The 24,920-nt window shown below is 42.5% G+C and carries 15 protein-coding genes; 3 read left to right on the top strand and 12 right to left on the bottom strand.

Translation table 11 applies throughout. The features are described from left to right. Nucleotides 1-2: 2 nt before the first annotated feature. From GQS54_RS09670 to GQS54_RS09655, 4 genes are all read right to left on the bottom strand, one after another. Nucleotides 3-6,542, bottom strand: coding sequence for an FG-GAP-like repeat-containing protein (locus tag GQS54_RS09670; protein ID WP_166423797.1), 6,540 nt, complete (start codon nt 6,540-6,542; stop codon nt 3-5). Between the two features lie 71 nt (nt 6,543-6,613). Continuing rightward, a complete protein-coding gene (locus GQS54_RS09665) occupies nt 6,614-6,991 on the bottom strand; it encodes a hypothetical protein (RefSeq protein ID WP_166423796.1) in 378 nt (125 codons plus the stop codon). A gap of 449 nt (nt 6,992-7,440) precedes the next feature. After that, complete coding sequence (yeiP, locus tag GQS54_RS09660) at nt 7,441-8,013, bottom strand: elongation factor P-like protein YeiP (RefSeq protein WP_166423795.1); 573 nt, start codon at nt 8,011-8,013, stop codon at nt 7,441-7,443. Nucleotides 8,014-8,227: 214 nt separating this feature from the next. After that, on the bottom strand, nt 8,228-10,807 hold the full coding sequence (locus tag GQS54_RS09655) for a prolyl oligopeptidase family serine peptidase (protein WP_166423794.1): 2,580 nt from the start codon (nt 10,805-10,807) through the stop codon (nt 8,228-8,230). Nucleotides 10,808-10,968: 161 nt separating this feature from the next. Between GQS54_RS09655 and GQS54_RS09650 the strand changes: the two genes are divergently transcribed. Further along, nucleotides 10,969-11,520, top strand: a complete 552-nt coding sequence (locus GQS54_RS09650) for a glutathione peroxidase (protein WP_166423793.1) — start codon at nt 10,969-10,971, stop codon at nt 11,518-11,520. Between the two features lie 81 nt (nt 11,521-11,601). Here the strand turns inward: GQS54_RS09650 and GQS54_RS09645 are convergent, their stop codons facing one another. From GQS54_RS09645 to nirB, 8 genes are all read right to left on the bottom strand, one after another. Then, nucleotides 11,602-12,210, bottom strand: a complete 609-nt coding sequence (locus GQS54_RS09645) for an NAD(P)H-dependent oxidoreductase (RefSeq protein WP_166423792.1) — start codon at nt 12,208-12,210, stop codon at nt 11,602-11,604. Nucleotides 12,211-12,328: 118 nt separating this feature from the next. After that, nucleotides 12,329-13,441, bottom strand: coding sequence for a CmpA/NrtA family ABC transporter substrate-binding protein (locus GQS54_RS09640; RefSeq protein WP_166423882.1), 1,113 nt, complete (start codon nt 13,439-13,441; stop codon nt 12,329-12,331). Further along, entirely contained in the window at nt 13,434-14,072 is a 639-nt protein-coding gene (locus GQS54_RS09635) for an ANTAR domain-containing protein (RefSeq protein ID WP_166423791.1), read from the bottom strand. Before GQS54_RS09635 ends, GQS54_RS09640 begins: the two co-directional genes overlap by 8 nt. Nucleotides 14,073-14,376: 304 nt before the next feature. Then, entirely contained in the window at nt 14,377-15,468 is a 1,092-nt protein-coding gene (locus GQS54_RS09630) for a glycosyl transferase family protein (RefSeq protein ID WP_166423790.1), read from the bottom strand. Between the two features lie 82 nt (nt 15,469-15,550). Then, nucleotides 15,551-16,561, bottom strand: a complete 1,011-nt coding sequence (gene cobA / locus GQS54_RS09625) for a uroporphyrinogen-III C-methyltransferase (protein ID WP_166423789.1) — start codon at nt 16,559-16,561, stop codon at nt 15,551-15,553. Next, nucleotides 16,558-19,503 (bottom strand): nitrate reductase, encoded by a 2,946-nt coding sequence (locus GQS54_RS09620; RefSeq protein WP_166423788.1) that lies wholly within the window; start codon nt 19,501-19,503, stop codon nt 16,558-16,560. The genes cobA and GQS54_RS09620 overlap by 4 nt, the downstream gene beginning before the upstream one ends. A 158-nt stretch (nt 19,504-19,661) precedes the next feature. Beyond that, the gene (gene nirD, locus GQS54_RS09615; protein ID WP_166423787.1) at nt 19,662-20,006 is read right to left on the bottom strand and encodes a nitrite reductase small subunit NirD; all 345 of its coding nucleotides are present in this window, start codon (nt 20,004-20,006) and stop codon (nt 19,662-19,664) included. 10 nt (nt 20,007-20,016) lie between these two features. After that, nucleotides 20,017-22,596 carry a nitrite reductase large subunit NirB gene (gene nirB / locus GQS54_RS09610; protein WP_166423786.1) on the bottom strand — a complete coding sequence of 860 codons (2,580 nt, stop codon included), beginning with the start codon at nt 22,594-22,596 and terminating at the stop codon, nt 20,017-20,019. A gap of 648 nt (nt 22,597-23,244) precedes the next feature. Between nirB and GQS54_RS09605 the strand changes: the two genes are divergently transcribed. Continuing rightward, nucleotides 23,245-24,114, top strand: coding sequence for a TraB/GumN family protein (locus tag GQS54_RS09605; RefSeq protein ID WP_166423785.1), 870 nt, complete (start codon nt 23,245-23,247; stop codon nt 24,112-24,114). A 38-nt stretch (nt 24,115-24,152) separates the two neighbouring features. Then, the gene (locus GQS54_RS09600) at nt 24,153-24,911 is read left to right on the top strand and encodes a molybdopterin-synthase adenylyltransferase MoeB (RefSeq protein WP_166423784.1); all 759 of its coding nucleotides are present in this window, start codon (nt 24,153-24,155) and stop codon (nt 24,909-24,911) included. Nucleotides 24,912-24,920 lie beyond the last annotated feature (9 nt).

Here is a 24,920-nt window from a genome sequence, read left to right as displayed (position 1 = left end):
ATTTAGTTTCCAAGAAGTTTTTGATTTAACTTCCATTTAATAGAATCCCTGTGGCTACTTTCAGGTATATTCATTATTGTGGCGGCATTATTTAAAACGGATGAGCCATGAATAGTGACACTTCCTTTTATATAATGTCCTACAATCTTCCCTTTTAATGCCCCTGACAAATCACCATCTGTAGTTATTGTTCCACTTGCTTGAGCTGATGCCAAATTTTCATCAATAAATGAAACTCCTTTAGCAACAGTTAAGGCACTTGAACAGCCGGAACCTGAATTACAAGATTCGCTTAGAGAAACATCAACAATTCCTGCTTTTATTTTTCTAGATTGAGAGAAAATAACATTTTCTCCATCAGTTGCCACGGATGAACCTGTTGGGGTATCAACTCCTGCCTCTAACTTAGCAGAAGCCATATTCTCAAATTCAGTTTGTTTAAATAGTTTATTTGCCCGCGCAATCATCGCGTCATCATTTAAAAGTCTTGAGAAAGCACCTGTAATAGCACCATTTGCAAATTTACCACCAGTTATCGAAGAAGCTGTTCCACCAATAACAGAAGCTTTAACTGCATTTCTAACTCTATCACCGTCTACAAATATATCACCACCTTGACTCACTGCTTGTGTAAAACCAGCGGCAACAAATCCATGCCCAAACTTACCACCGCTTAATACACTGCCAATACCACCAACTGCGCCATGAGCTAGAGCCTTACCAGAATGAAATCCATTTATATTCCAACTATGGAGCGCTCCAAATGCAGCACCAGTAAGCGCACCGACAAGCGCACCTTTTAACGAGCCTGTTGCAACCCCTCCTGCAACATAGCCTGTAATAGATCCTTGAGCGATTGTGTTAGTTACTCCCCAACCTTGAAGTAATCCTCTTGCTCCCGGAAGATAAACACTGATAGCTATAGCAGCAATGGTTCTCCAATAGTTTTTAACAAAATTACCAAGCTTCTTAAAGAAATACCCACTCGGATCGGTATAACTCAACGGATTATTCAAAACATACGAATAACGGTTATAGTTCTGACTGTTCATAGGAGCCTGAATAAACGGATCAGCCTGCAAAAATCTCCCCAACGTCGAATCATATATCCGACCACCCATATGGATTATATCCAGATGATTCATTTGTTTATGCCCGGTATAACCTCTGTCGGTAATGGCGGGGAGCGACGTTACATAGGTTGAATGTTTAAATACTTCACTTTGTTTACCAAACGGGTCGTAGATGGCTTGCGTAGTGACATGCCCCAAATGATTAGTGGTAGAGATAACAGAGCCTTGATTATCTTTGTGAATAAAACTTGTGGTGCGCGAGCCGTTCCGGTAAGTAATCACAGCGTTTCCAATATTGTATTTATGTTCGGTCAGGTTGCCATTACCTCCATTTCGAACAAGTTTTTCGTAAGCACCAATATAGTAGCGTCTGTACCGGACATTTTTACCGTTCTCTACAAAACTATCATCTTTGTAATACAGCTCTTTATCGACGCCATACTTCATATTAGAGATAGCACTGCCTTTTGTTATTCGAGTTGGTTTGTCTATGCTGCTATAGGTAAATAATCTACTGCCATCATTAGTAACATTTCCATTTGCGTCGTAGCCAAAATAGTATTTGGTGCCTGTGAAATTGGAGTTCGAATAGACGCCCAACAGCTTATGAACTCGATTACTGTCGTATTTGTAATATCCAGCTCCCGTTTTATAGGTAATGTTCCCCCAATTATCATAGTTATACGACTGAGATGCTTTAAATGCAGATGGTAATGAGCTAGTTCCACCAGCGACATTAACGGTCCTTTTTTTTAAACGATTCAAACCATCATATGAATAGGTTTCAGTAAAATCACTTCTAATCCCAATCGAGGATGCATAATTACTGCGTCTAGACTTAACATTTCCCCGAACATCGTGGCCGACGTCAAGATAGTGGAGTAACCTGTTATTCTTTGCTACGTCGATGGAATTTAACCAACCGGTTTGAGTGTTATAACCATATTTAGTAACGACTAAATTACCGTTTTTCATTTCCGTAACTTGGCCACGACTATTCATTTTCTTTACTTCACTGAATAGATAATTGTCACTTAGCCGTGATAATTTGTAACGATAACCATATTTATTATACTGTGATTTGGCCACTACAGACTCTGTCCCAGTCGGATAGGTGGTTAAATTGGGGCGACTATAACTGTCGTATGTGCGCAATTGGTTGTAGTGAGTTGTTCCAATTTGTGTGGTCTCCTTTCTCACCCGTCCCAGTGAGTCGTAGTAATATAGCTTCTTTATAGTAGGTGTTGGTTGTGAACTACAGGATATATTTGCACGTTCATATTTAGCTTTTGATAATAATTTACCTACCGCTTTATGCGACAAATTGCTCTTTGTACCGTATAACCAACATGAGGTTCCTTCACTTGGTTCGTAACTGCGTACCATCCTGCCCAGCTTATCGTAGTTAAACGTTGTAGTATGATTACGCGCTGTCCTTTGTGTATAAAGTTCACCGAAGGCATTATAGGTGTAGTTCCACGTACCTTTTACTGGGTCGACGGTGCGAGTTTTACGGCCCCACTCATCGAATGTATTGGTAATGTAGCTATTTTTATTATGTGCGCGAGTGCGTGTTTTCGTTAAGTTGCCAAAAGCATCGTAACTAAAGGTCACGGTGTTATGATGGTGATCTTTAGAAGAGGCAGATTCCCCAAAACCGTTACTGTAGAGGTAACTATAGCGACCTAATTCATCTGTAGTGCGAGACTCAGTGCCATTATAATCATGGTGTACTTTACTACCGTCAGGTTTACGGATTTCTTCAGGTCGATTTAAGTCATCATAAATCGTTTCGGTATACAAGGATGAATTAGGCTCGTATATTCGACTCAGCTGTCCCTGAGCATCATAGGTAGAGTTTCTCGTCCACCAAGAACCATCAAATCCTTTAACTCTTGAAGTTACAGCCCGCCCCCACTTGTCAAAATAACTTTCTTTACTGGGGGATCCGCTCAGAGTATCGACCACTTTATAATATGAGTTAGTGACGCAACCATTACAGAAGCTGCGGGTAGTATATGCATTTTTGGAATCAGCATAATCAACACGACGAACCTGCTGAAAGCTATCATAATAGGTTCTAGTAGCTATTCCATTTGGGCCGATCTGAGTTATATTATCAATAACGCCACTGGCTGTGCTTGCAGACTTTCCATCGTACTTATAGGTATTACGCTCGCCTAAAGTATTTTCTTTATAGTTAACGTAACGACCTTCCCCGTCGTACACGACTTTAGACGTACGCGTTTGATTACCAGCAGTTGAGGTGGAGTATCCCGTTATTGACGTTTGTGTCTTGTTACCATAAATATCGTAACTGTATGCCGTAGTCAATTTTGTCCGAGGGTTAGTCGGGGACATCACACTTCCAGCAAGGAGTTTATCGCTACGATATGAAAACGTAGAGACTCTTGTTTTATTATTCGCGTCCCCCGTTCTATTTTTTACAACTGTGGTTTGCTTTAATCTTCCATATCTTTGTTCTGTAGAATTGCCCCATGCATTCGTTGTTTTGGTATTAAGGTAATGATCGTTTATTTGATCAGTAACCCTAACATTGATCATTGTTGGGTTGCCCCAAGTATCATTATTTTTGGTCGTAGTTGTTATGCTTAAGGGCGTATTAGTGCCATTTGAGTTGTAAACGTAAGCAAATTCTTCTGAGCGCGCAATATAAGGATGAATTCCACCTTGAGCAGTGCCTTTGACTCCTAGCGTATTGATTGCTTTCGACAATAAATAGCCACTTTTACGTTGCTCGGAGTACACTGGCAGCCCAATTTTAGCAGCATGATTTCCACTGTATTTCTGAAAATATTGTGTTTCAGAGATAACGCCGGTCTGCAGATCAGTAGTGCGCAACATCTGGAAGCCAAGACCACCGAGACCTTTCTTGTGAAATAGCATTCCACCGTATTGATACTTTACTTTCACTGAGGAGTGAGTATTACTTTGTGTACTTACTTGACTAACCAAGGAGGCACCAGATATCGGAGAAAACGTATCCGAATCAATATTATAATCTGATGCCTGCATTACATACATATCAGTGTTTGTCATCGGTTTATAAGTAATTGTGGTCGGCACACCGAAGCCATTAGTAACTCTGTGAATCACATACTCTTTAATATTTTTACGATTGTAATACTGTTTCCAAGACCTACCCGTCGAGGTAAGCATGTCTAATTTCCCGTCCCCATTGCCATCACCAAATCGCACCACGGCATTTTTATCGAATGATTTCATCCCTCTATATTGGAATGATATCCACTCTCCTGTTGAAGTCGGTCTCGAAAAGTATATTTTCCAATTAGATGTGCTTGCAGCGTGAAGGATATCTGCTCTGCCGTCACCATTTAAATCAACGAACTGGTTTAAGTTTTTACGGTTAGAAGCTGTCGTTAAGCTCATCCCTTTTGGGCTAAGTAAATTTTTACCGTCTGACAAACGGTAAAACCATTCATTATTACTCACATATGCTAAATCACTAAGACCATCACCATTAAAATCAGCGACTCGAATATTCTCTACGTAACCACTGAAACTCGTTAGTTCGGTCAAACTAGGTGACGCCAATGATCCAGACGCTAAGTAAATATGGTTTTTAGTGCGAGTATGTGTGCTCCAAGTCCCCATTAAATCAGACTGACATTCCCACCGACTAGAAATCCCTCGAATAAGTCGTCCCCGTAAGTAACATCCACCTGTCGTTGTGGTTACTTTCATTATCAAATCTGAGCGGCCATCACCATTAATATCGATTTGACTAGAAGACTTCATATCACCTGACTGCTCTGTGTAACGTCCATTTAACGAGCCAATAGAAGGGGTATTTGTAAATGTAAATAAATTTTTATTTGGCGTAAATGTTCCATCACCATCATTGAGATGTGTCTTCAGATATTTTCCATTTCTGAAAACAATATCCTCGTTACCATCTCCGTTAACATCCATAACCTGCGCTTCTCCTTCTAAACCTATCGCCATCACACCAAGGTTTTTAACTCTTACGGATGATGTGTAAATATAGTTATCGCAGGGCTCTCCAGAAAAGCAGTGAGTAGACGCAGCATTAGATGGTTGATAAGAAATCGCATACCAGTTAGATGTTTGGCCATTAGCCACCAAGAGATCACGCACCCCATCACCATTGTAATCGATGCTCATTGCGTAATTCTTTTTACTTACTCCTACATTCGATAAGCGTTTTGGGGAGTTGAAATGTGGACCTAGTTTGGCGTACCAATATCGTCCATCAACATAAACTAAATCTTGAAAGCCATCTCCATTGATATCAAATACCTGAGACGTATGATGATTCGGTGCAGAGTTTGTAATCGTACCGTAGGACGCAAATGGGTTGTAGTTGGTAGTATATGGCGCATCATAACAAAAGTTAGTAAAACCGGGTTCTGACTCACATACTCGTCTTGTTCCACTGTGTGCAAGAGCAGGGCGTTGCCATTCGAATAAAGTAGGTTTACGGCAATTATTCATAACACTATTGTTATCCGGACATTCCTGAATAGACGTCAGTAATGTTCGTTCTTCAATAACGTTAGACTTTTCGTAACGCAGAAAGTAGGAGCGATGAATTTCGTTGTCGATAGATGTATCTACGCGCTCAAGAAGTTGGTCATGAAACGTATGCCCCCCAGCGTAGTAACCTTTAAATCCCTTATCATACGTACCGTAAACAAATTGAATTTTAGCAAATGGTTGTTTACTCCGTGCCATATTGCCCGAATATTGTATATTGTTGAGGTAAACGGAACCTTTAGATGTATTTTTAGTGTAATTATAGAGAGTGAAATTACTTTTTATATCTTTTACAACTTTCAACATCCAGGTTTTAGCTTTTAGGCCAGAAGTAAAACCACCTGGCTCAATAAACGCATCGTTGTGGTTATTAAACATTGAACTGATGGTGTCAGAGTCACCATAATAGTGAACTTCACCGGCTTTGTTATGAACCTCAAAATACTTAGGGCCATTTGTACTGGAACCACCCCGAGCAATAACTTTACTAAAATCATCTACCGCAAATCGATAAGTACTATTCGGAGTTAAATAGTCACCTGACCTAAGAATGAGTCGCCGCCCATCGAGACAAAGTTTATCCTGTTTGTTAAATTTCACTGCATGAATTTTGTTGTCGTAAACAGGTGTTGGGGAACAACGAGAAATAGCCGAGATGCCATTGACTGACCAACCCACACCAAGTGGTCCCTCAGATAAATTATTACTGGAATAAGATAATGCAATGGTTGGCGTTACCCCTGCTCTACCAGCAGGTGTAATTATCGGTACCGTGTAGGTAGCTGCACCTGACTCGTCGACCCTAAATTGACCATCGGTCAGTCCAACCACTTCCGCCTTCACTATGCTTGAAACACTAAGTAAACATATGGCCAATCTTAAACTGCTATGAAACTTCATAGAAAATCCCTCTTTAGTATCTGTATCCATGACACAGTCCATTGAAAGCGCAGTTTAAATAGTGTCCAAATTTATGCTTTTTAAATAATATGCTTCACTCATTATCTAACGACTACACGCATATCGATTGCACAGTCCCCTGCATCAAAAGTCATGATAACTTCGCCTTCTCCTCGCTCAATATCTACAATTGCGGCTTCATAATAACTAACACCATCATTAGTTATTTCAGCTATGAGCGTACCGTAATCCATCGTCCTTAACCTATATTTAACGCCAATGATCACTTCATTGACGAACTTGCATTCGTTGTACTCTTTATTTTCAAGTATCTTGATCTTTACTGTGTCTTCGTTCTGTTTTTTCGCGTACGTAGTAGATGAGAAGAACAGAGAAACACTGCTTATCAGTAATAGAATGACAATAAATAGTGGTGTTGGCGGAGTGAATCGAGCGTGCTTGAATCTTAAAAGATTCAATATGGTCAGCGTATCCCTTTGCATCGTATTTCATTCCTTTGCTTTACGTTCCAAATGGAAAATAAATTTACCTGAAGACTTAGGTTTAGTAGTGTTTCACGTAAAGTCAATATTTTTATTTAGTATCAGTCATACTCTTATACTGCGTTCACGCCAATTAAACGTGAAGTTTGAATTACCTCAAAAAGTTACTAAAAACACAGGCTGCAAGTTAAGACCAAGATTAACCATGTTCATGAAATACATCCAAAATACTCTCGAAAGTATACGGTTCTTACAATCTGCAGATTGCTCAATTTCTACAAGCATATTCACCACTAATCATATTTTTTAGATAAAAAACTAGGGATATCCAGCAACAATAAAATAATTATATCTACCCATAAAAAAGCCCACTGTGATTTAACACCGTGGGCTTGTTCGTAGTGAGAACGGGTATTATAAGTTAGCTATTTATCTGCTCGGCTAACGAATTTATGCTCGCTGGTGCTGACCTTGATGCGCTCACCACTGGAAATATATTCCGGTACTTGTACCGTTAAGCCAGTGCTTAAGGTAGCCGGTTTGGTGCGAGCACTGGCTGACGCGCCTTTGATTGACGGATCGGTTTCTGTAATAAGCAATTCAACATTGGGTGGTAATTCAATCCCCACTGCTGAGCCATTAACGATCATTACTTGTAGGCCGACGGTATCTTCGGCGATAAACAGCAATTCTTCTTCAATGGTTTCTTTATTCAGATTGTACGGCGTGTAATCTTCTGAATTCATAAACACATATTCGTCACCGTCGATATATGAAAACGTGACAGGTTGGCGTACGAAATCTGCGGTTTTGATCATCTCGTCTGCTTTGAAGCTTTCGTCGGCTTTTGCGCCTGTAGTCACTTCGTATAAACGCATACGGTATAAGCTAGCGCCCGCACGGCCACTTGGCGTAAGTTTGTTTATTTCTTTTACTACATACACTTTATCGTTATGTTCGATGGCAGCGTTCTTTTTTACTTCACTTGCTTTTGGCATGGTATCTCGTCTCTGACGTTATTCTCTTGCGAGCTTTCAAAATAAATTTCGCTACGAAATTACCAGAAAGCGAACTTAAGGCAAGTAGATTCATCTTTTTCATGGCTCTCGCACCGCATATAAAAAAGCCCAGCGTTAATGGCTGGGCTTGGTATTTAACGTTAGATGAAGGTATTTTCGATACCGTTTCAGCTTCAGGGGTAATGTAAAATGCTTATAAGGTTGTTTCAAATAACTTATAAATACGTCGGTATTCGTCTAGCCAAGAACTTGGCTGTATAAAACCATGGGATTCTACGGGATATATAGCGGTTTCGAAATTTTGCTTTTCTAGCTCGATCAGGCGCTGAACAAGGCGCACCGTGTCTTGAAAAAATACATTTGAGTCAACCATAGGTGCATTTATTAAGAGTGGTTTTTGTAAGCCTTGAGCAAAATATATAGGGGAGCTGCGCTCATATGCGATAGGGTCCACATCGGGCATATTTAATATATTTGAGGTGTAACCATGATTATAATGTGCCCAATCGCTAACTGGGCGTAAAGCCGCACCCGATTGAAATAAATCGGCTTGGGTAAATAAAGCCATAAAGGTCATAAAGCCGCCGTAAGAACCACCGTAAGTACCAATACGCTCACGATCTACATTAGCATTTTCAACCAACCAGTTAACGCCATCACGTAAGTCGTCAATTTCAGGTTTTCCCATATGACGATAAATAGCAGTGCGCCAATCACGTCCATAGCCTGCAGAAGCACGGTAATCCATGTCCATCACCACATAACCTTGTTGGGCTAGCATATTATGAAACATAAATTCACGAAAATAGCCTGACCAACCCAGATGAGCATTTTGCAAATACCCTGCCCCATGATTAAAAATAACGGCTCGGCGTTTTTCATCAGATTTGTTTTGAGTGTTAACAGGGTTATACACCCGCGAGAAAATCGGCTGTGCCGTGTGACTTGATTCAACTGGCACGATATCCGGCGCGGCTAATTTCAATGCTAAAAATTCAGGGCTGATGGTATGCGTTAAGCGGATGACTTGTGCATTTGGCTCCGCGTCCTGCAAATAGAGCTCAGGCGGCATGGTCAGTGACGAATGCGTCAGCAGTAACTTGCTCTCGTTCGGGCTTAACGCGTAGTCTGTCATGCCGTTTAGGTCTGTTAATGCTTCAATTTCGCCAGTGTCTAACGTCACTCGATAAACTTCGTAAATCCCAGGGTGTTTTTGATTCGCTTTGAAATACATGTATTGGTCGTTATGGCTTAACGTTAAATTGTCGACTTCGAAATGTCCCGACGTTAACGCTGTCGCTTTTGCATTTAGTGGTTTTCTGTAAAGATGGGCGTAGCCAGATTCTTCTGATAAATAATACAGCTGCTCAGTATTATTCAGCCAACCAAAACTATTAAATTGATAGTTGACCCAAGCATCGTCGTGTAAGCGATGTTGATTAACCAATTTATGCTGTTTTAAGTCTATCGTGGCTAGCCAGCGGTCTTTGTTATCCCATGCTTCTAACATCACAGCAACTTGCCCTGCGTCACTATGCCATTGAATCGCGCCCTGAGACCAATACCAATCAGTCATTACCACTATATCTCGCGGTAACCGATTAGTTTGATAGGTTTCGCCCTTGGCTTGCGCATTTTCGCGTTTCACATCGGCCAATACATCTTCATTGTATCCGGGTAACGTTTGATAACTTAGCGGATATTTTTTATGCGTGGTCAAATCCAGCAACCACAACTGATGATTCACCGACTTAGCATCTGCCACACGTTGACGCACTTCTTTACGGTCAATCCGGCCATCTTCACCGATATAAGCAGGCATTAAATCTTCGTCGCTGCGGTCTTCTTGGCTTTTGGTTGTTGCAAGCACTAACCATTTACCGTCCGGTGACACACTACTTTGCACCAACTCATCTTTTTCATCGAAATAGAATGCATCAGGCGCCAGGCTGGTGTTTTGCTTTGACAAAGCCTGTTGTTGCTTAAAGCGTAATTCACGATCGTGGCGTTTTTTAGCCACGTAATTAATTAAGTCAATCTGCTGTTCAGCAATGTAATCAGCTGGTGCTGTATTCGGTTCTGGCGCCTCAGCAAATTGCCATGATGCTAACTTTTGTGAGAAACCCGTCGTTGGATCAAGGCTATAAATGCTATTTATGCGCTGATACGCCAATCTACCATCATTTAAAAATTGTATATTTCGGAGTACTTCACCGTCTTGTGTCAACTGACGAACCTGTTCAGTAGCAACATTTTTAATAAATATATTACCTTCGAACACCCATGCAGTCTGCGTGCGCGAACGGTTACTTACTCGGTTCGCATACGATTCGCTTTGCAGTTGATTTAGCGCCACCATACTGGCGTGATCACTGTCTTGTTCGTCACGATTAGATGTGACTTCGGTGTTTTTTGCTAGTGCGCTGTCAAGCCGCCATAAATGCTTTAGGGGTGATCCTTTCTCTTTGCGCTGATAATAAACTGTTTGATTATCATCTCCCCAATAACTGCTTAAAGGCTGACGACCTATCCAGTCGGGATCCGCCATTATTTGCTCCAAAGTGAGCTTTGCGCCGTATGAAGTAATACCTTGCTGACTAGCAATGGTCTGCATCTGTTGCGCAACTGCAGGATCCGTTTTAGCTGCATTAGAGATAGCTGGGGCCGTACTTATATTCTGGCTTGGGGGTGAATCAGCGGTGTACATAGCACTGCAAGCGAATAGATTGGTAGAAATAAGTACCACAAGTAGTTTTTTAGAATAGTTATACATTGTTGTTTTCCCTGCGGATTTTATAAATTATTTTGAATAACAATTTACTTTAAACGTAAAATCAATCAGATTAAATACCTACACAAACACACTTACAAAATAGTCAGCACTATAATGACAATACCAGCTGATTTTATTTACCCAAGAAAGCCGAGGTTCCCATGAAGAAATTATTCGCTATTGTCTGCTTAATATTTATCAGCAATATAGCCTACAGCGCAGAATGCCCAGACTTACTTAAGTTTGTGAAACGTAAGCTTAATTCCCAAGAGACCGTTAACATGTGTGAAGCTTACGCCGGTAAAACGGTACTGTTCGTCAATACCGCTAGCTATTGTGGGTTTACGCCGCAGTTTAAAGGTTTAGAGTCATTGTACAGTAAATATAAAGACCAAGGCTTAGTGGTATTAGGTTTTCCTTCTCACGATTTTAACCAAGAAGATAAAGACGAAGGTAAAACGGCTGAGTTATGCGAATTAACGTATGGGGTGGAGTTCCCCATGTTTGAAGCTATGCCAGTACGTGGGCAAGATGCCGATCAGCTTTATAAGATGCTAGCAAAAAAATCAGGCACCACAGTGAAATGGAATTTCTATAAATACCTAATGGATAAGAACGGCCACTTAGTAAACACCTACGCGTCATCGACTAAGCCAACGGATAAAGATTTTATCAACACAATTGAACGTACATTAACGGTTCAGGTGCAATAGGCACCTTATTTAACGACGTAAAAAATTTGCGAAAAAGCCCGAAGTAGATCGGGCTTTTATTTAGGTGGTACAAGCAGAACGCTATGCTATTGCTGGTAACAGCTCATTGATTTGTTCGCGGGCCTGTTGCCAAGAATTTTGTGCAAATTCTTCGCCCATGTTCAGCCCTTCTAAATAAATAAAATGCACATCAGTTATCCCTAGCAGGCCCAAAACTAAGCGTAAATAAGGTGTTTGAGTGTCGTTCTCTGTGCCTTGATAAACCCCTCCTCGAGCAGCCATCACATAGACGGTTTTGCCCACTAAGTGTCCCTTGGGGCCTTCACTTGTATAGCTAAATGTGCGCCCTGCTCGTGCAACTCTGTCTATCCACGCTTTGAAAGTCGTTGGTATAGTAAAGTTGTACATTGGCATTCCGATTACAACCGCATCGCTGTGCTCAAGTTGCGCTAACAAGTCATTTGAATAAGCTGCTAACTTAACTTGCTCTGGGGTCATATTGTCACTGACCATGCTCCAGGTTTGCATTTCTTGGGCACTTAAATGAGGTAGATTCAGATCATTTAGGTCGACTTTAAGCAAATCAATCTCCTCAGCTTCTTGCCATTTTTCAACAAACTCAGCAGCTAACTTACTCGATTGGCCTTTGTCGCCTTGCAGACTGGCGCTTAGGAATAATACGTTTTTCATATCAGTGTTCCTCTATCAAATGTGATTCAATTGCGGCTAGTGTAAACAAATTTAACCGAACGAAAATCACATTAAATAGCAATAAACATTCTATTTATTAGAACGTAAAACACTGTCGCTAACCTGACCGACGATAAAATTGCTCAGCCTGATCTGCAATCAATAAGCGCATTTTTTGGTATATGTCTGGGCGAAAAACCCTTCCTACTAAATCTAACGGAATAGTTATATCTGGCGGGATTTGTCCAGCACTGACCATGTGCTTAATTAACCATTCACCGCGCACCAACTCTGGCTGATTAATACAGCCATTATTACTCACCGAAAACTGATTGTAAGACGGAATACTGCGCGGTGGGAGTGACTTATGGGTTAAACAACTCCCTAACAACGATGGCGCAATCACATCTAATGCTGCGTCTAAATACGCTGGCTGACACAGTAATCTCGCAGCTTCAAAGCGATTGGGTACAGACTCAAGCCACGCGCAGGCTTGTTTTAGCGCCGCACATAAAAGCAAAACTGTGTTTGGGTTTTTCTGATGAAAACTCTCCAATAAGCCTAATACTTTTTCAGGAGAGTCTTGCCATATATCGAATGACGTCAGCGCAGTCATTCCAATACCAGCACGTACCGCCTTAGCATTCCAGGGCCCGCCAACACAAAAACCGTCAATTTCGCCGCTCTCTAAACAGGCCACCATACTAACAGGCGGCACAACGACCATTTCAACATTGTCTAAATCAACTTTCGACGCTTTAAGCCAATCTCTTAATTGATAAAAATGGCAGCTATAAGGAAATACAGTGGCAAATTTAAGCTTAGGCAAGCCTCTATTTCTGCGTTTGTCGATGACTTTTTGTAGTAAATAACCCGCCATGGGTAACGTGATATTCGCGATATTGTTTTCTTTAAGCACCTCTTGTAGCAAGGCCTCAGAAATCGTAATAGCATTACCGTTTAAGCTCAGTACTAAAGGCGTAATGACGTTAGCGGGCGAAGATCCTAAGCCTAGCGCACTAGCAATTGGCATCGGTGCTAGCATTTGTGCCGCGTCTAATACACCGGCGTGTAGTTTATCGCGCAGTGTTGCCCAAGAGTTCTGCTTTTGCAGAGTAACATTCAACCCCCATTGTTCAAAAAAACCTAATTCTTTGGCGACAATAAGAGGGGCTGAATCGGTTAGGGGAATAAAGCCAAGGGTAATATCCGATTGCTCTGGTTTAATCATGTTCATTTCCTTTTTCCAACGAACGCAACATAGAAACGATCGTTTTCGCAACGTTTTCGAGCTTCTGACCAGTGTCCATTGCAGTTTTTCGCATACTATGAAATGCCTGTTCTTCACTCATTTTATTGGTTTTCATGAGTAGACGCTTAGCCAAATCGATGCTCTTTCTTGATTCAAGTTCATGTTTGGTGTCGTTTAATTCGTCTTTTAATTTATGAAATTCTCTAAAGCGTGCCACCGCTGCATCGAGTATAGGTTTTACGCGCTCGGGATCGATATCACCTACCACATAGGCACTCACGCCAGATTGTACTGAGAGGTTTATCGTTTCGGTATCTTGTTGTGAAGAAAACATCACCACTGGTTTGGGATTGTGATGCGAAATGGTATGCAAGCTTTCCAACATATCTCGGTTTGGCGACTCAATATCAATAACAATAATATCGGGTTGAATTTTATCAACCTGCTTCAACAGTCCTATCTGGCTAGAGGCTAAATGGCTCACCTTGTAACGCGTTTTATCCAGGGCAGTGACTATCGACTCAGCGCGCTGAACATTTTCATCAATGAGCAAAATATTCAGTTGTGCCGAGGCAGCTGAATTGGATTGAGGTTTCGCTATGGATATCAAAGGATGTTCCCAGATTAATAATCTCTATATGTCTTGAGCGTCACAAGTGCAAAGCTTAAGCCAAAAGATTACCTCAATTAAAACAACAAGTTAACTTTATAAATAAATAATAAAATTACATTTATTTGTATACCATTGTGCAAGCGCACCAGAAAGGTGCGTCGAGTTGCACAAAAATCAACCGCGAAATTTATTAACCTTAAAGAAGTACTGTATTACAATACGTTGCAGCCCCACGTAGCACACGGTGTGAAGGCTCTTCAGCGCATAAAAACGGACGCTATATTGCGCTATTAACAGGCGACTAATGTGCTTGATGCTTACCGCTGGTATCAAAGATAGATGCATCATCTTGGGTAGATACACTAAAAGGCCAGTTTTTATTGCGTGCTTGCCAACATTGCTGCGCTTTAATTTGCGCTTCTGCTAGTGAAATATTGTCAATTAAGAGGTACATCAAGCTTAGACTACCGATAATGGCATGCGTGGCGTATTCGTTGATCTCGTTCTCTTGCCATACCGACACTAACTGACTCACATCTAACGTTCTAGGCTTTGTTACCCAATGAGAAAGTGATGCTGGCACATCAACGGTAGATTCAACATCGCCCTGTGCTAAATGCAATGTTACGTCACGCTCAGGGTTATACTCGACCTCGCCCCCTTCTCCGCGAAAACACAAAATTTTGTTATTTTCATTAGGTGTTTGCTGATTAACCAGCACAGCACTACGACTATGTTTACGGTCCACATCACGATGAAATACCCCTTGTAAACTGCAAGGTGCATGGCTAGCGTTTAACATACGTGCCAAGGTATTCGCACATGAGCGCAAACCAAACTGGCTGCGCAACTGAATCATCGCATCAAGTTGTGGATTAATATCCCCCAAGTCCATGTAACTAAACCCAACCCGCTCTAGCTGCAACGTGGCCTCAAGGGTATTTTTAGCCACACTAATACCTAATTGAGGCAATACGTCTTTTAAGTACAAACGATTTGAGTCGGGCTCGTGGGTGCCATGTAGAAAGACTTTTTTGCCCGCTTGGGCGATGGCTATCACTGCCAACAAAAACCACGGTAAATGTCGTCGTTTACCCGCATAGCATCCCAAGTCGATATCAATAGGTAACGCAGCTAAATGAGGATTATTTACCTCACGAAATGCCTGAATAAAACCGGCTAATTCTTCGGCGGTTTCTTCTCGCACGCGAAGCAACATTAAAAATGCGCCTTTTTGCTCGGGCGTAATTTCATTGTTGATTAACATGCCCATGGCTTGATATGCCTGAGTCTGGGTTAACGTACCTCCAGCACGTTGGCCGCGTCCGATAATGCGAATAAACGCTTTAAATTCAGGTTGGGTAATGGATGTGCTACTGCTTTTCTTTATCATATCGATTGCATTGCCTGTAGGCTACGTTGCCCATAAATAATATGGCGCAACGTACCAATGGCAGACCTAAGTACAAGGTGTCCTAAGCAGAGTGCGCCGCTAAATAATGTTCAGAGCATTGTAAACTGTCTTGTTGGTGATACGAAACCACTCGCTGACGCTTACTTACCACTTCTCCCACAATTATCAGTGCAGGCCCGGTAAATTGGCGACTTTCTAATCGCTGAGCAATGTTTTTTACATGTCCTATGCATACTTGTTGCTCAGTACTTGTGGCTTTATCAATAATCGCTACCGGCATATCCATGGGTAAACCGTGTTGTTGTAACTGCTGCATAATCGATTTAATGCGTCTTAGTCCCATATAAAATACCAACGTTTCAGCGTTTTTGCCTTGCTCATCGGGCATCGCACCACTAACCAAGCTTTGCCAATCTGGCTGTAAAGCAGGATCTTTTAAATGGGCGGTAATAAAGCGTACTGACTGGGCACAATCTCTATGGGTTAATGGGATCCCGGCATAGGCAGATGCGCCTGATGCAGCGGTGATTCCCGGTACAATACTGAACGGTATTTGATGTTGCGTTAGCATTTCACACTCTTCGGCGGCCCGAGCAAAAATAGCAGGGTCGCCGCCTTTTAAGCGCGCAATAGACTTTCCTTGCTTGGCCACGCTAACCAACAGCTCGCTGATTTGCACTTGTGTCATGCTGTGCTGACCACATTTTTTACCCACGAAGCGGCGCTCGACATGAGCTGGGATCATATCAAGTATTTCCGGGTTAACTAACCAGTCATACATGACCACATCAACACTCTGTAATAGGCGATACGCTTTTAAGGTAAGTAACTCTGCATCTCCAGGCCCTGAACCAATTAAATGCACATGGCCGTTTTGGTGGGGGCCTTTGTGGCCATAAAGCTTAGCATTGGATGGCGTGTATCCATGCGTTAACTTATCTAGTCTATTTAACGACTCACGATTTGCCACGTCGCCTTTAGTACTAAATTTTAGTACGTGGCTAACAAACTGACTTAATCCCTGTGGTACTAATAAATTGAGAGGAGAAAAAACGCTTAACGATATATTCATAGTATGACCTCCACGGCAATACGCTCACCGCTATGTTGACTAGATTTGTCTGTTTTGGTTTGGGCATCAATATTTAACGGGGCGACCTCAGAGCCATCGATGGTTATGGTGCTAGCATCAATTCGGCCATACTCGTTGATCAGTTGTTGCAACTCACTTTTGCATGAGCCGCAGTTGGTTCCGCATTTTAATTTTTCGCCCATGGCATCAACGCTGGTACACCCTTGCTCAATCTGCTCAATAATCGGGTTAATCCCGACTTTAAAACAGCTACATATTAAGCGTCCCTGATTAAACTGCTCATCAGGCTCTGCACGTAACAATGCACTTTTCTGCTCAATTTTTAAGCTTTCTGCTTCATGTAAAGCACTGAGCCATAGAGTGTTTATATCAATAGGCTGAAGCGCACAAAATGCCGCTAACTGTAAGGCGTCGTTATGCAAAGCGTATAAGCCTTGCTGGGTGCCTGATTGATGTACTGCCCAACTGTATTGTTGACTGCATGCTTGTTGCATAAGATCTTTTAAGATTAATACCGGAATATTTTCTTCAGCCACCCCCACTGTTTTTTCGCTATCTGCATCAATAGTATGCTCCGACAATTTAATGCGGCCGGTGGCAAACGTTAACATCTCGCCACCCGCGATTTTGTTCAACCGCCAATAGTCTACTTCAGCACATAATTTCGCGATAACTGACACACGCTCTTTAATATCATTTGCAATAAAAACTTGGCCGTGGTGTAAAAATAACGCTTTGCTGACGTTAATAGCTGCATGTTTTAATTCAGGTTGACCTGAAATAGCGTCGTTTGCATCCGTAAATAGGTAACTTATATTGGCTGCTGAGGTATTTTGCTCGCTCCAATGGATAGGAGCAAAGAAATCCCCTGGACGTTGCCCATCGTCAATTTGAACAGGTAACATTACTTGGCTCAAGCTAGTATTTAGCGCGGATGAAAGCGCCAATAAATCGCCATTTTCAACGCCCAACTTAGTCGCATCGCTTGAGTGCATGCTTAGCGTGGCATAACCGATATGACTAGTAAGATCGGAACTGGTTCCTGTGCGCGTCATAGTATGCCACTGGTCACGTACCCGACCACTATTTAACACATAGGGAAACTCGCTACTCGTCTGTTGCTCGGGAACGCGGGACTCAAGGGCAATAAACTGTGCCTTTTTACTGGGGGTAAAATAACGACCATCGCTAAACATACGTTTCACCCCGTTCGGGTTTGCCGCGTTCACTGGCCATTGCACGGGTAATAAGTTGTCGTATTGGGTTTGGGTTAATCCACACAAACCCGATAAATCTAAATCGCGGGTATTGTTATTTTTTTCGGCGGTTAAACCGCAATATTCTGCAAATATTTCACTGGGATCGGTGAAGTTGAACCCAGTATCAAATCCCATGGCAATAGCCACATCACACATGATTCTCCAATCATGACGAGCTTCACCCGCAGATGGTAAAAAACCACGTTGACGCGATATTCTTCGCTCTGAATTGGTTACTGTGCCGTTCTTCTCTGACCAACCAGTGGCGGGTAACACAACATCAGCCAGCGCAATGGTATCGTTGTTGGCGACGCAATCTGATACCACAACCATTTCACATTTTGCCAATGCAGCTTTAATTTTATGGCGGTTAGGCATGCTGACCATGGGATTGGTCGCCATGATCCAAATGGCTTTTATTTTACCTTGCTCGATAGCATCAAAAAGGTCTACCGCTTTAAGCCCGACCTGAGTGGGAATACTGGGTGACTGCCAATAATTTTGCACCAACGTGCGGTGTTCTGCATTATTGATATCCATGTGACAGGCCAGCATGTTGGCTAAGCCCCCTACTTCTCGTCCGCCCATCGCATTTGGCTGCCCCGTAATCGAAAACGGACCACACCCTTCACGTCCAATATTACCACTGGCTAAATGACAGTTAATAATCGCGTTAGCTTTATCAACACCACTGGTTGATTGATTCACGCCCATAGAGTAAAAACTCAGCGCAGACGTGCTGTTGGCAAACAATTGGTAAAATTGCTCAACATCAGCGATATTTATATCGCAATACTGCGTAACGGCCTCAAGGGTCCAGTGATCGCAAGCCTCAAGCGTAGTGTCGAAACCCTCAGTAAATGAACGAATATAATCACTGTCTAGGCCATTATTATTAGCCAAATAACGTAATAAACCATTAAATAAGGCGACATCAGTACCCGGTTTAATGGCTAAATGTAAATCGCCCGCTTCGCAACTTGCCGTGCGACGAGGATCGATAAACACTAATCGCATATTTGGATTTATCTTTTTGGCGCGTTCAATGCGCTGAAATAATACCGGATGGGTCCAAGCTGCATTTGAACCGACTAACACCAACAATTCTGTTTGTTCTAAGTCTTCGTAACAACAGGGTACGGTATCTGCACCAAATGCCCGCTTATATGCAGCAACCGCAGACGACATACAAAGACGTGAATTAGTATCGATGTTCGCGCTACCGATATAGCCTTTCATCAACTTGTTCGCTACATAATAATCTTCGGTCAAGAGTTGACCTGATACGTAGAATGCTACGGCGTCGGGTCCATGTTGCTTGATCACATCGGCAAATTTATCGGCCACAGTATTGATGGCTTCAGGCCATGTGACTGTACTGCCTTTAATTTGTGGCGTAAGCAAACGTCCATCAAGCCCGTTCGTTTCAGCAAGTTTACTGCCTTTAACACATAAGCGACCAAAGTTAGCCGGGTGACTCGCGGTGCCCTGCACACTCACTAATTGCTGAGCTGTGCCACGTATTTCAGTGGTCACGTCTACACCACAACCAACCCCACAATAGGGACACGTTGTGGTGCTTAGCCGTGAGCATGTTCCATGGCTATCAGGCACGGCTTTCACGGCGCTAACAAGTTGAGATAGAGGCATTTTGTCTGTCATGGCGATGGCCTTTTGCATATTTGAATAACGTGGTTTTGCTGTGCTGAAGAAAGCCAAATCGAAAGTTCCGACTAAACGGCCTTAGCCCAATAAACTGAGGATGAATAGCGCAACATTGCGCTATCGCCTAAGCGTACTGACAAGCATTAGTATGAATACTAGGCAACAGCCAGTTGTACCTTGCTGCCTTCAACACGCACACCAAATACATCTACGTGCTGTAGATCGTCATCCAAGCATTCACCGCTTGTTAAGCAATAACGCTGTTTATACAAAGGAGAAATAACCACCGTTTTGTCGGCGACTGAGCCAATCAGTCCACGATAAAGGACGTTCGCTTTGCCGATAGGATCCCAATTACTTATGGCATAAAAGTGTGATTCACCTTGTTGCTTAATTTTAAAGATAGCGACCTGTTTACCACTTATAAGGGCACAGACCCCAGAGTTATCGACTAAATCATCAAGATTACAAATATCGGTCCAATTTTTAGCTTCGCTCATAAATTACTCCTTACACCAACTCAACATCGATTATTTCTTGTGTGCCTTTTGACTCAGACGCCAACGCTTCAAGCTCAGATTCTGTGGCCGGGCGAATTTGCTCACGCTCTTGCACAAATACGACTTGTTTGTCACTTTCGTCACTGTTTACAAATTGACGGAATCGTTTACGTGATGATTCACTTTCGATAGCTGTTTTCCATTCACATTGATAAGTATCTTCAATGTGCTGCATTTGTTGCTCTAACTCTTCGCACAAACCCAGAGAATCATTGATCACTACGTCCTGAAGATACGCTAAACCACCCTCGAGGTTTTCTAACCATACTGAGGTACGTTGTAAACGGTCGGCAGTTGCCACATAAAACATCAATACTCGGTCGATATATTTCACTAGCGTGGCGTCATCTAAATCGGTAGCGAATAAGTCTCCGTGGCGCGGTTTCATACCGCCGTTACCACAGACGTATAAATTCCAGCCATTTTCTGTCGCAATTATGCCAATATCTTTGCTTTGCGCTTCAGCACACTCGCGGGTACAACCTGACACACCAAATTTTATTTTGTGTGGTGCGCGAAGGCCTTTGTAACGATTTTCTAGATCAATCGCTTTGCCCACAGAGTCTTGTACGCCGTAACGACACCACGTGCTGCCCACACATGATTTCACGGTACGCAAAGATTTCGCATAAGCATGACCTGTTTCAAATCCGGCCGCGATAAGCGCCTCCCAGATCGGGGGTAACTGTTCAACTCGCGCACCAAATAAATCGATACGCTGACCACCTGTTACCTTGGTATATAAGTTGTATTTTTTAGCCACTTGGCCAAGCACAATTAATTTGTCTGGGGTAATTTCGCCGCCAGCGATACGTGGTACCACAGAATAGGTACCGTTTTTTTGCATATTACCAAGGTAAGTATCATTGGTGTCTTGCAATGCTACATGCGGTTTTTCTAACACAAAATCATTCCACACTGACGCCATTATAGAGCCCACTGCGGGTTTACAAATTTCGCACCCTAAACCGTGACCGTGTTTTTCGATTAAGCCGTCGAATGTTGTGATTTTTCCAACCTTAACCATGTGATAAAGCTCTTGGCGTGAATAAGCAAAGTGTTCACAAATATCTTTTTTCACTTCAACGCCGCGTTTTTCAAGCTCGCTATCGACCACGGTTTTTAATAGTGCAGAGCAACCGCCGCAACCTGTGCTGGCTTTAGTGCATGATTTAATAGCGGATAAGTCACAAGCGCCGCCATCGAAGGCAGCAATTATGTCGCCTTTTGATACGTTGTGGCATGAACATATAGTTGCCGTGTCCGGTAAGGCATCAGCCCCTAACCCCGCAGGTGCATCGCCAGATGCAGGTAAAATAAGGCTTTCAGGGTGCTCAGGTAAATCAATTCCGTTTAAGGCATATTGTAATAACGTGTCATAGTCGCTGGTATCGCCAACTAACACAGCACCAAGCAATACACTTTGCTCGTGATTAACAACTATTTTTTTATACACGCCATCGGGCTGGTTTTCGTAGATGTAAGTCTGAGCCCCGGGTATACGTCCATGAGCATCGCCAATTGATCCTACTTCTACACCCATCAATTTGAGTTTAGTACTCATGTCAGCGCCTAGAAATTCAACGTCACCACCAGTGATGTGACTTGCAGCAGCACGGGCCATGGTGTAGCCAGGAGCAACGAGACCAAATATAAAGTTATTCCATAAAGCACATTCACCAATAGCATAAATATGCGGATCAGAGGTTAAACAGTGATTATTCACTACGATGCCACCACGTTCACCAATGGTTAAATCATATTGACGCGCCAAAGTATCTTGAGGGCGAATACCTGCAGAGAACAAAATCATATCGGTTTCAAGGAAATCGCCATCAGCAAAACACATGCGATAGCGACTCGTTTGCCCCGCTTCAATACGTTGGGTCGCTTTTTGGGTATGCACTTTTACCCCAAGTGACTCAATTTTATCTTTTAATAAGCGCCCACCGCCTGTATCAACCTGCACAGCCATTAATTGTGGAGCAAATTCCACCACGTGGGTTTCAAGGCCCGCTTCGCGAAGGGCATTCGCCGCTTCTAAGCCTAATAGACCACCGCCCACTACCACGCCCGTTTTACTGACTTTTGATGAGGCACTGATATCTTCTAAATCTTCGATGGTTCGATAGACTAAACAATGAGGCTGATCGTTGCCTTCAATTGGAGGCACAAATGGGTACGAGCCGGTAGCCATTATCAACTTGTCATAAGCAAAGGTTTGCCCAGACTTGGTTTTAACTAATTTCGCTTGTTTATCAATATCGACTACAGCAGCATCAAGATGAAAATCAACCCCAAGGGCTTCATATTGTTCAGGAGTGGTTAACGCTAAATCATCAGCCGTTTTGCCTGAGAAATATTCAGAGAGATGTACCCTGTCATAAGCTAATCGAGGCTCTGCCGATAACACAGTCACGTTATAGGTTACTGCATTGTCGGTTTTTCCATGGCTGGTGATCTGTTCAACAAAATGATGCCCTACCATTCCATTTCCTACCACGACTATGTTTATTGTATTTGCTGACATGTTGATCCCCTGGTCGATGAATTTGCTCAACTAAATTTTGCCTATAAAAAAAGCCCACGAGATTGATGAGTTCAATCAAAGTGGGCTTCTTTGCCTGTTCCGTGTTAAACGCTATTGCTAACACATCACATAAATTTTAGAACGCGGATAATATCCGGTTAGTGTACAAAAACTAATGCAGGATCACGGCCAACAATTTAACCCTTGTAAATCATAAGGTTATAATTTGAGAATTAAATTAGTGAATATACCGTGCGTTAATGTGGTGCAAAATGTCGAAATTGGAGCAAGCCTTAGGCATTTCAATAGATGATAACGTTTATCAATTTAAGGTGTATAAGCCACACGGTAATATTAACGCCAACAGTAAAAGCTACTTTTACAAATAAGTGCTGCCAATCCTATTCTGGGTAGGGTTTATTAACTTACGGGCAGACACCAATAAATGCAGGGGTTGTCGTCTTCGGCCCACGAAATGCTGCTTGTTTGAACAAACAGGCCACAAGCCAGTATTTTTGTTTCCCTTGTGTAGCCAAAAACGGCACACTATTGTATTAACGAATTTGTTACCCCTGTCTACCTCCGCAGCTTTAACGGTTGGTACTCAAAACCATCTGCCTACTCTCATGCAAAGGAAGACACCTCATTATGTCACTATTTCGCTCACTCTCACTGACATTAATAGCCGCGACATCCATGTTCACCGCAACCGTTGATGCGGCATCCGTATGGAAAGTCACCTCAGGTGAAAATAGCTTATTCATAGGCGGCACCATTCATATTCTTGCGCCCGAAGATTATCCGCTACCAAACGAATACAATATCGCCTATCAAAAGGCATCAACCCTTGTATTTGAAACAGATATGGCAGCGCTTAAAAGCGCTGCATTTCAACAAAAAATGCTTGGTATGATGACGTACACCGACGGTCGCTCATTAGAAGATGATTTGTCAGCTAACAGTTACGCGAAACTTGAAGCGCATCTTAGCGAGCGTGGAATTCCCATTGCTCAAATGGCTGCAATGAAGCCGAGCCTTATCAGTATCACCTTGAGCGTGATTGAACTCCAAGGTCTTGGTTTTACCAGTGAAGGAGTCGACCAGTTCTATGCAGACAAAGCTTCACAAGAGAGTAAAGCTATTAAATGGCTTGAAACGCCAGACGAACAATTGGGATTTTTGGCTAATATGGGGGGCAACGATAACGATGCTTTAATCGACTATACCCTGCGTGATATTACCAAAATGCCCGCCATAATTGCTGACATGCGCACCAGTTGGCGCGAAGGTGATATGCAGAAAATGGCAGAAATTAGCATTGTGCCATTTAAGGCAGATTACGGGCAAATTTACCAAGATTTACTGGTCACGCGCAACGCAAACTGGATGCCACAAATAGAAGATATGCTCAAAACAGCTGAAGTTGAATTTATTATGGTTGGCGCGATGCATTTAGCCGGGGAAGACAGCGTATTAACGCAATTAAAAACTCAAGGTTATAGTATCGAAAAACTATAATCTAACCAATATACTCCTACTAAAACCGACAGGATATTATGCCCCCTACCATTACCAAAGAACTTGCCCTGCGCTACGCAAGGCAGATTTTACTGCCTGATATTGATCTTGATGGTCAAGAGGCACTTATGGCAGCGAAGGTATTAATTATTGGCGTGGGTGGACTAGGTTGCGCAGCAGCGCAATATGTTGTCAGTGCAGGTATTGGTGAAGTTACACTGGTCGACGACGATGTGGTTGAATTATCTAATTTACACCGACAAGTGCTACATCACGAGCACGACGTAGGAATAAAAAAAGTTAATTCAGCTAAAGCCACGCTTAATAGCAATAATAGTCTGTGCGTAATTAACACATTTGCCCAACGTTTAGACGATAACGCATTGAGTCAGCAAATTGCCCAGCACAACGTTGTTTTAGACTGCAGCGACAATTTGGCGACACGCCAACAAATCAACGCTTTGTGTTTTACTCATAAAGTGCCTCTTATTAGCGGTGCAGCTATTCGATTTGAAGGGCAGATTAGCACCTACCTTATGGATCAAAATGGCCCATGCTATCAATGTTTGAGCTATGTTTTCCCAGAACAGCAACTGAGCTGCGTCGAAGCTGGCGTTATTCCACCGCTGGTCGGCGTGATTGGCAGCATGCAAGCATTAGAAGCCATGAAGCTATTGACTGGCACCGGCGAACTACTTAACGGCATTTTACAACTATTTGATGCCAAATCACTGCAATTTCATCGTTTTTCAATTCCTAAAAATCCCGCTTGCACTGTCTGTTCCAACCCACCTTAAGCTAATCCC

Origin of the sequence: Paraglaciecola sp. 20A4 (assembly GCF_011378905.1) — a bacterium.
Classification (GTDB): Bacteria; Pseudomonadota; Gammaproteobacteria; order Enterobacterales; family Alteromonadaceae; genus Paraglaciecola.
Note: the sequence above shows the minus strand (reverse complement) of the source record. Positions and strands in the feature narration are given on the sequence as shown.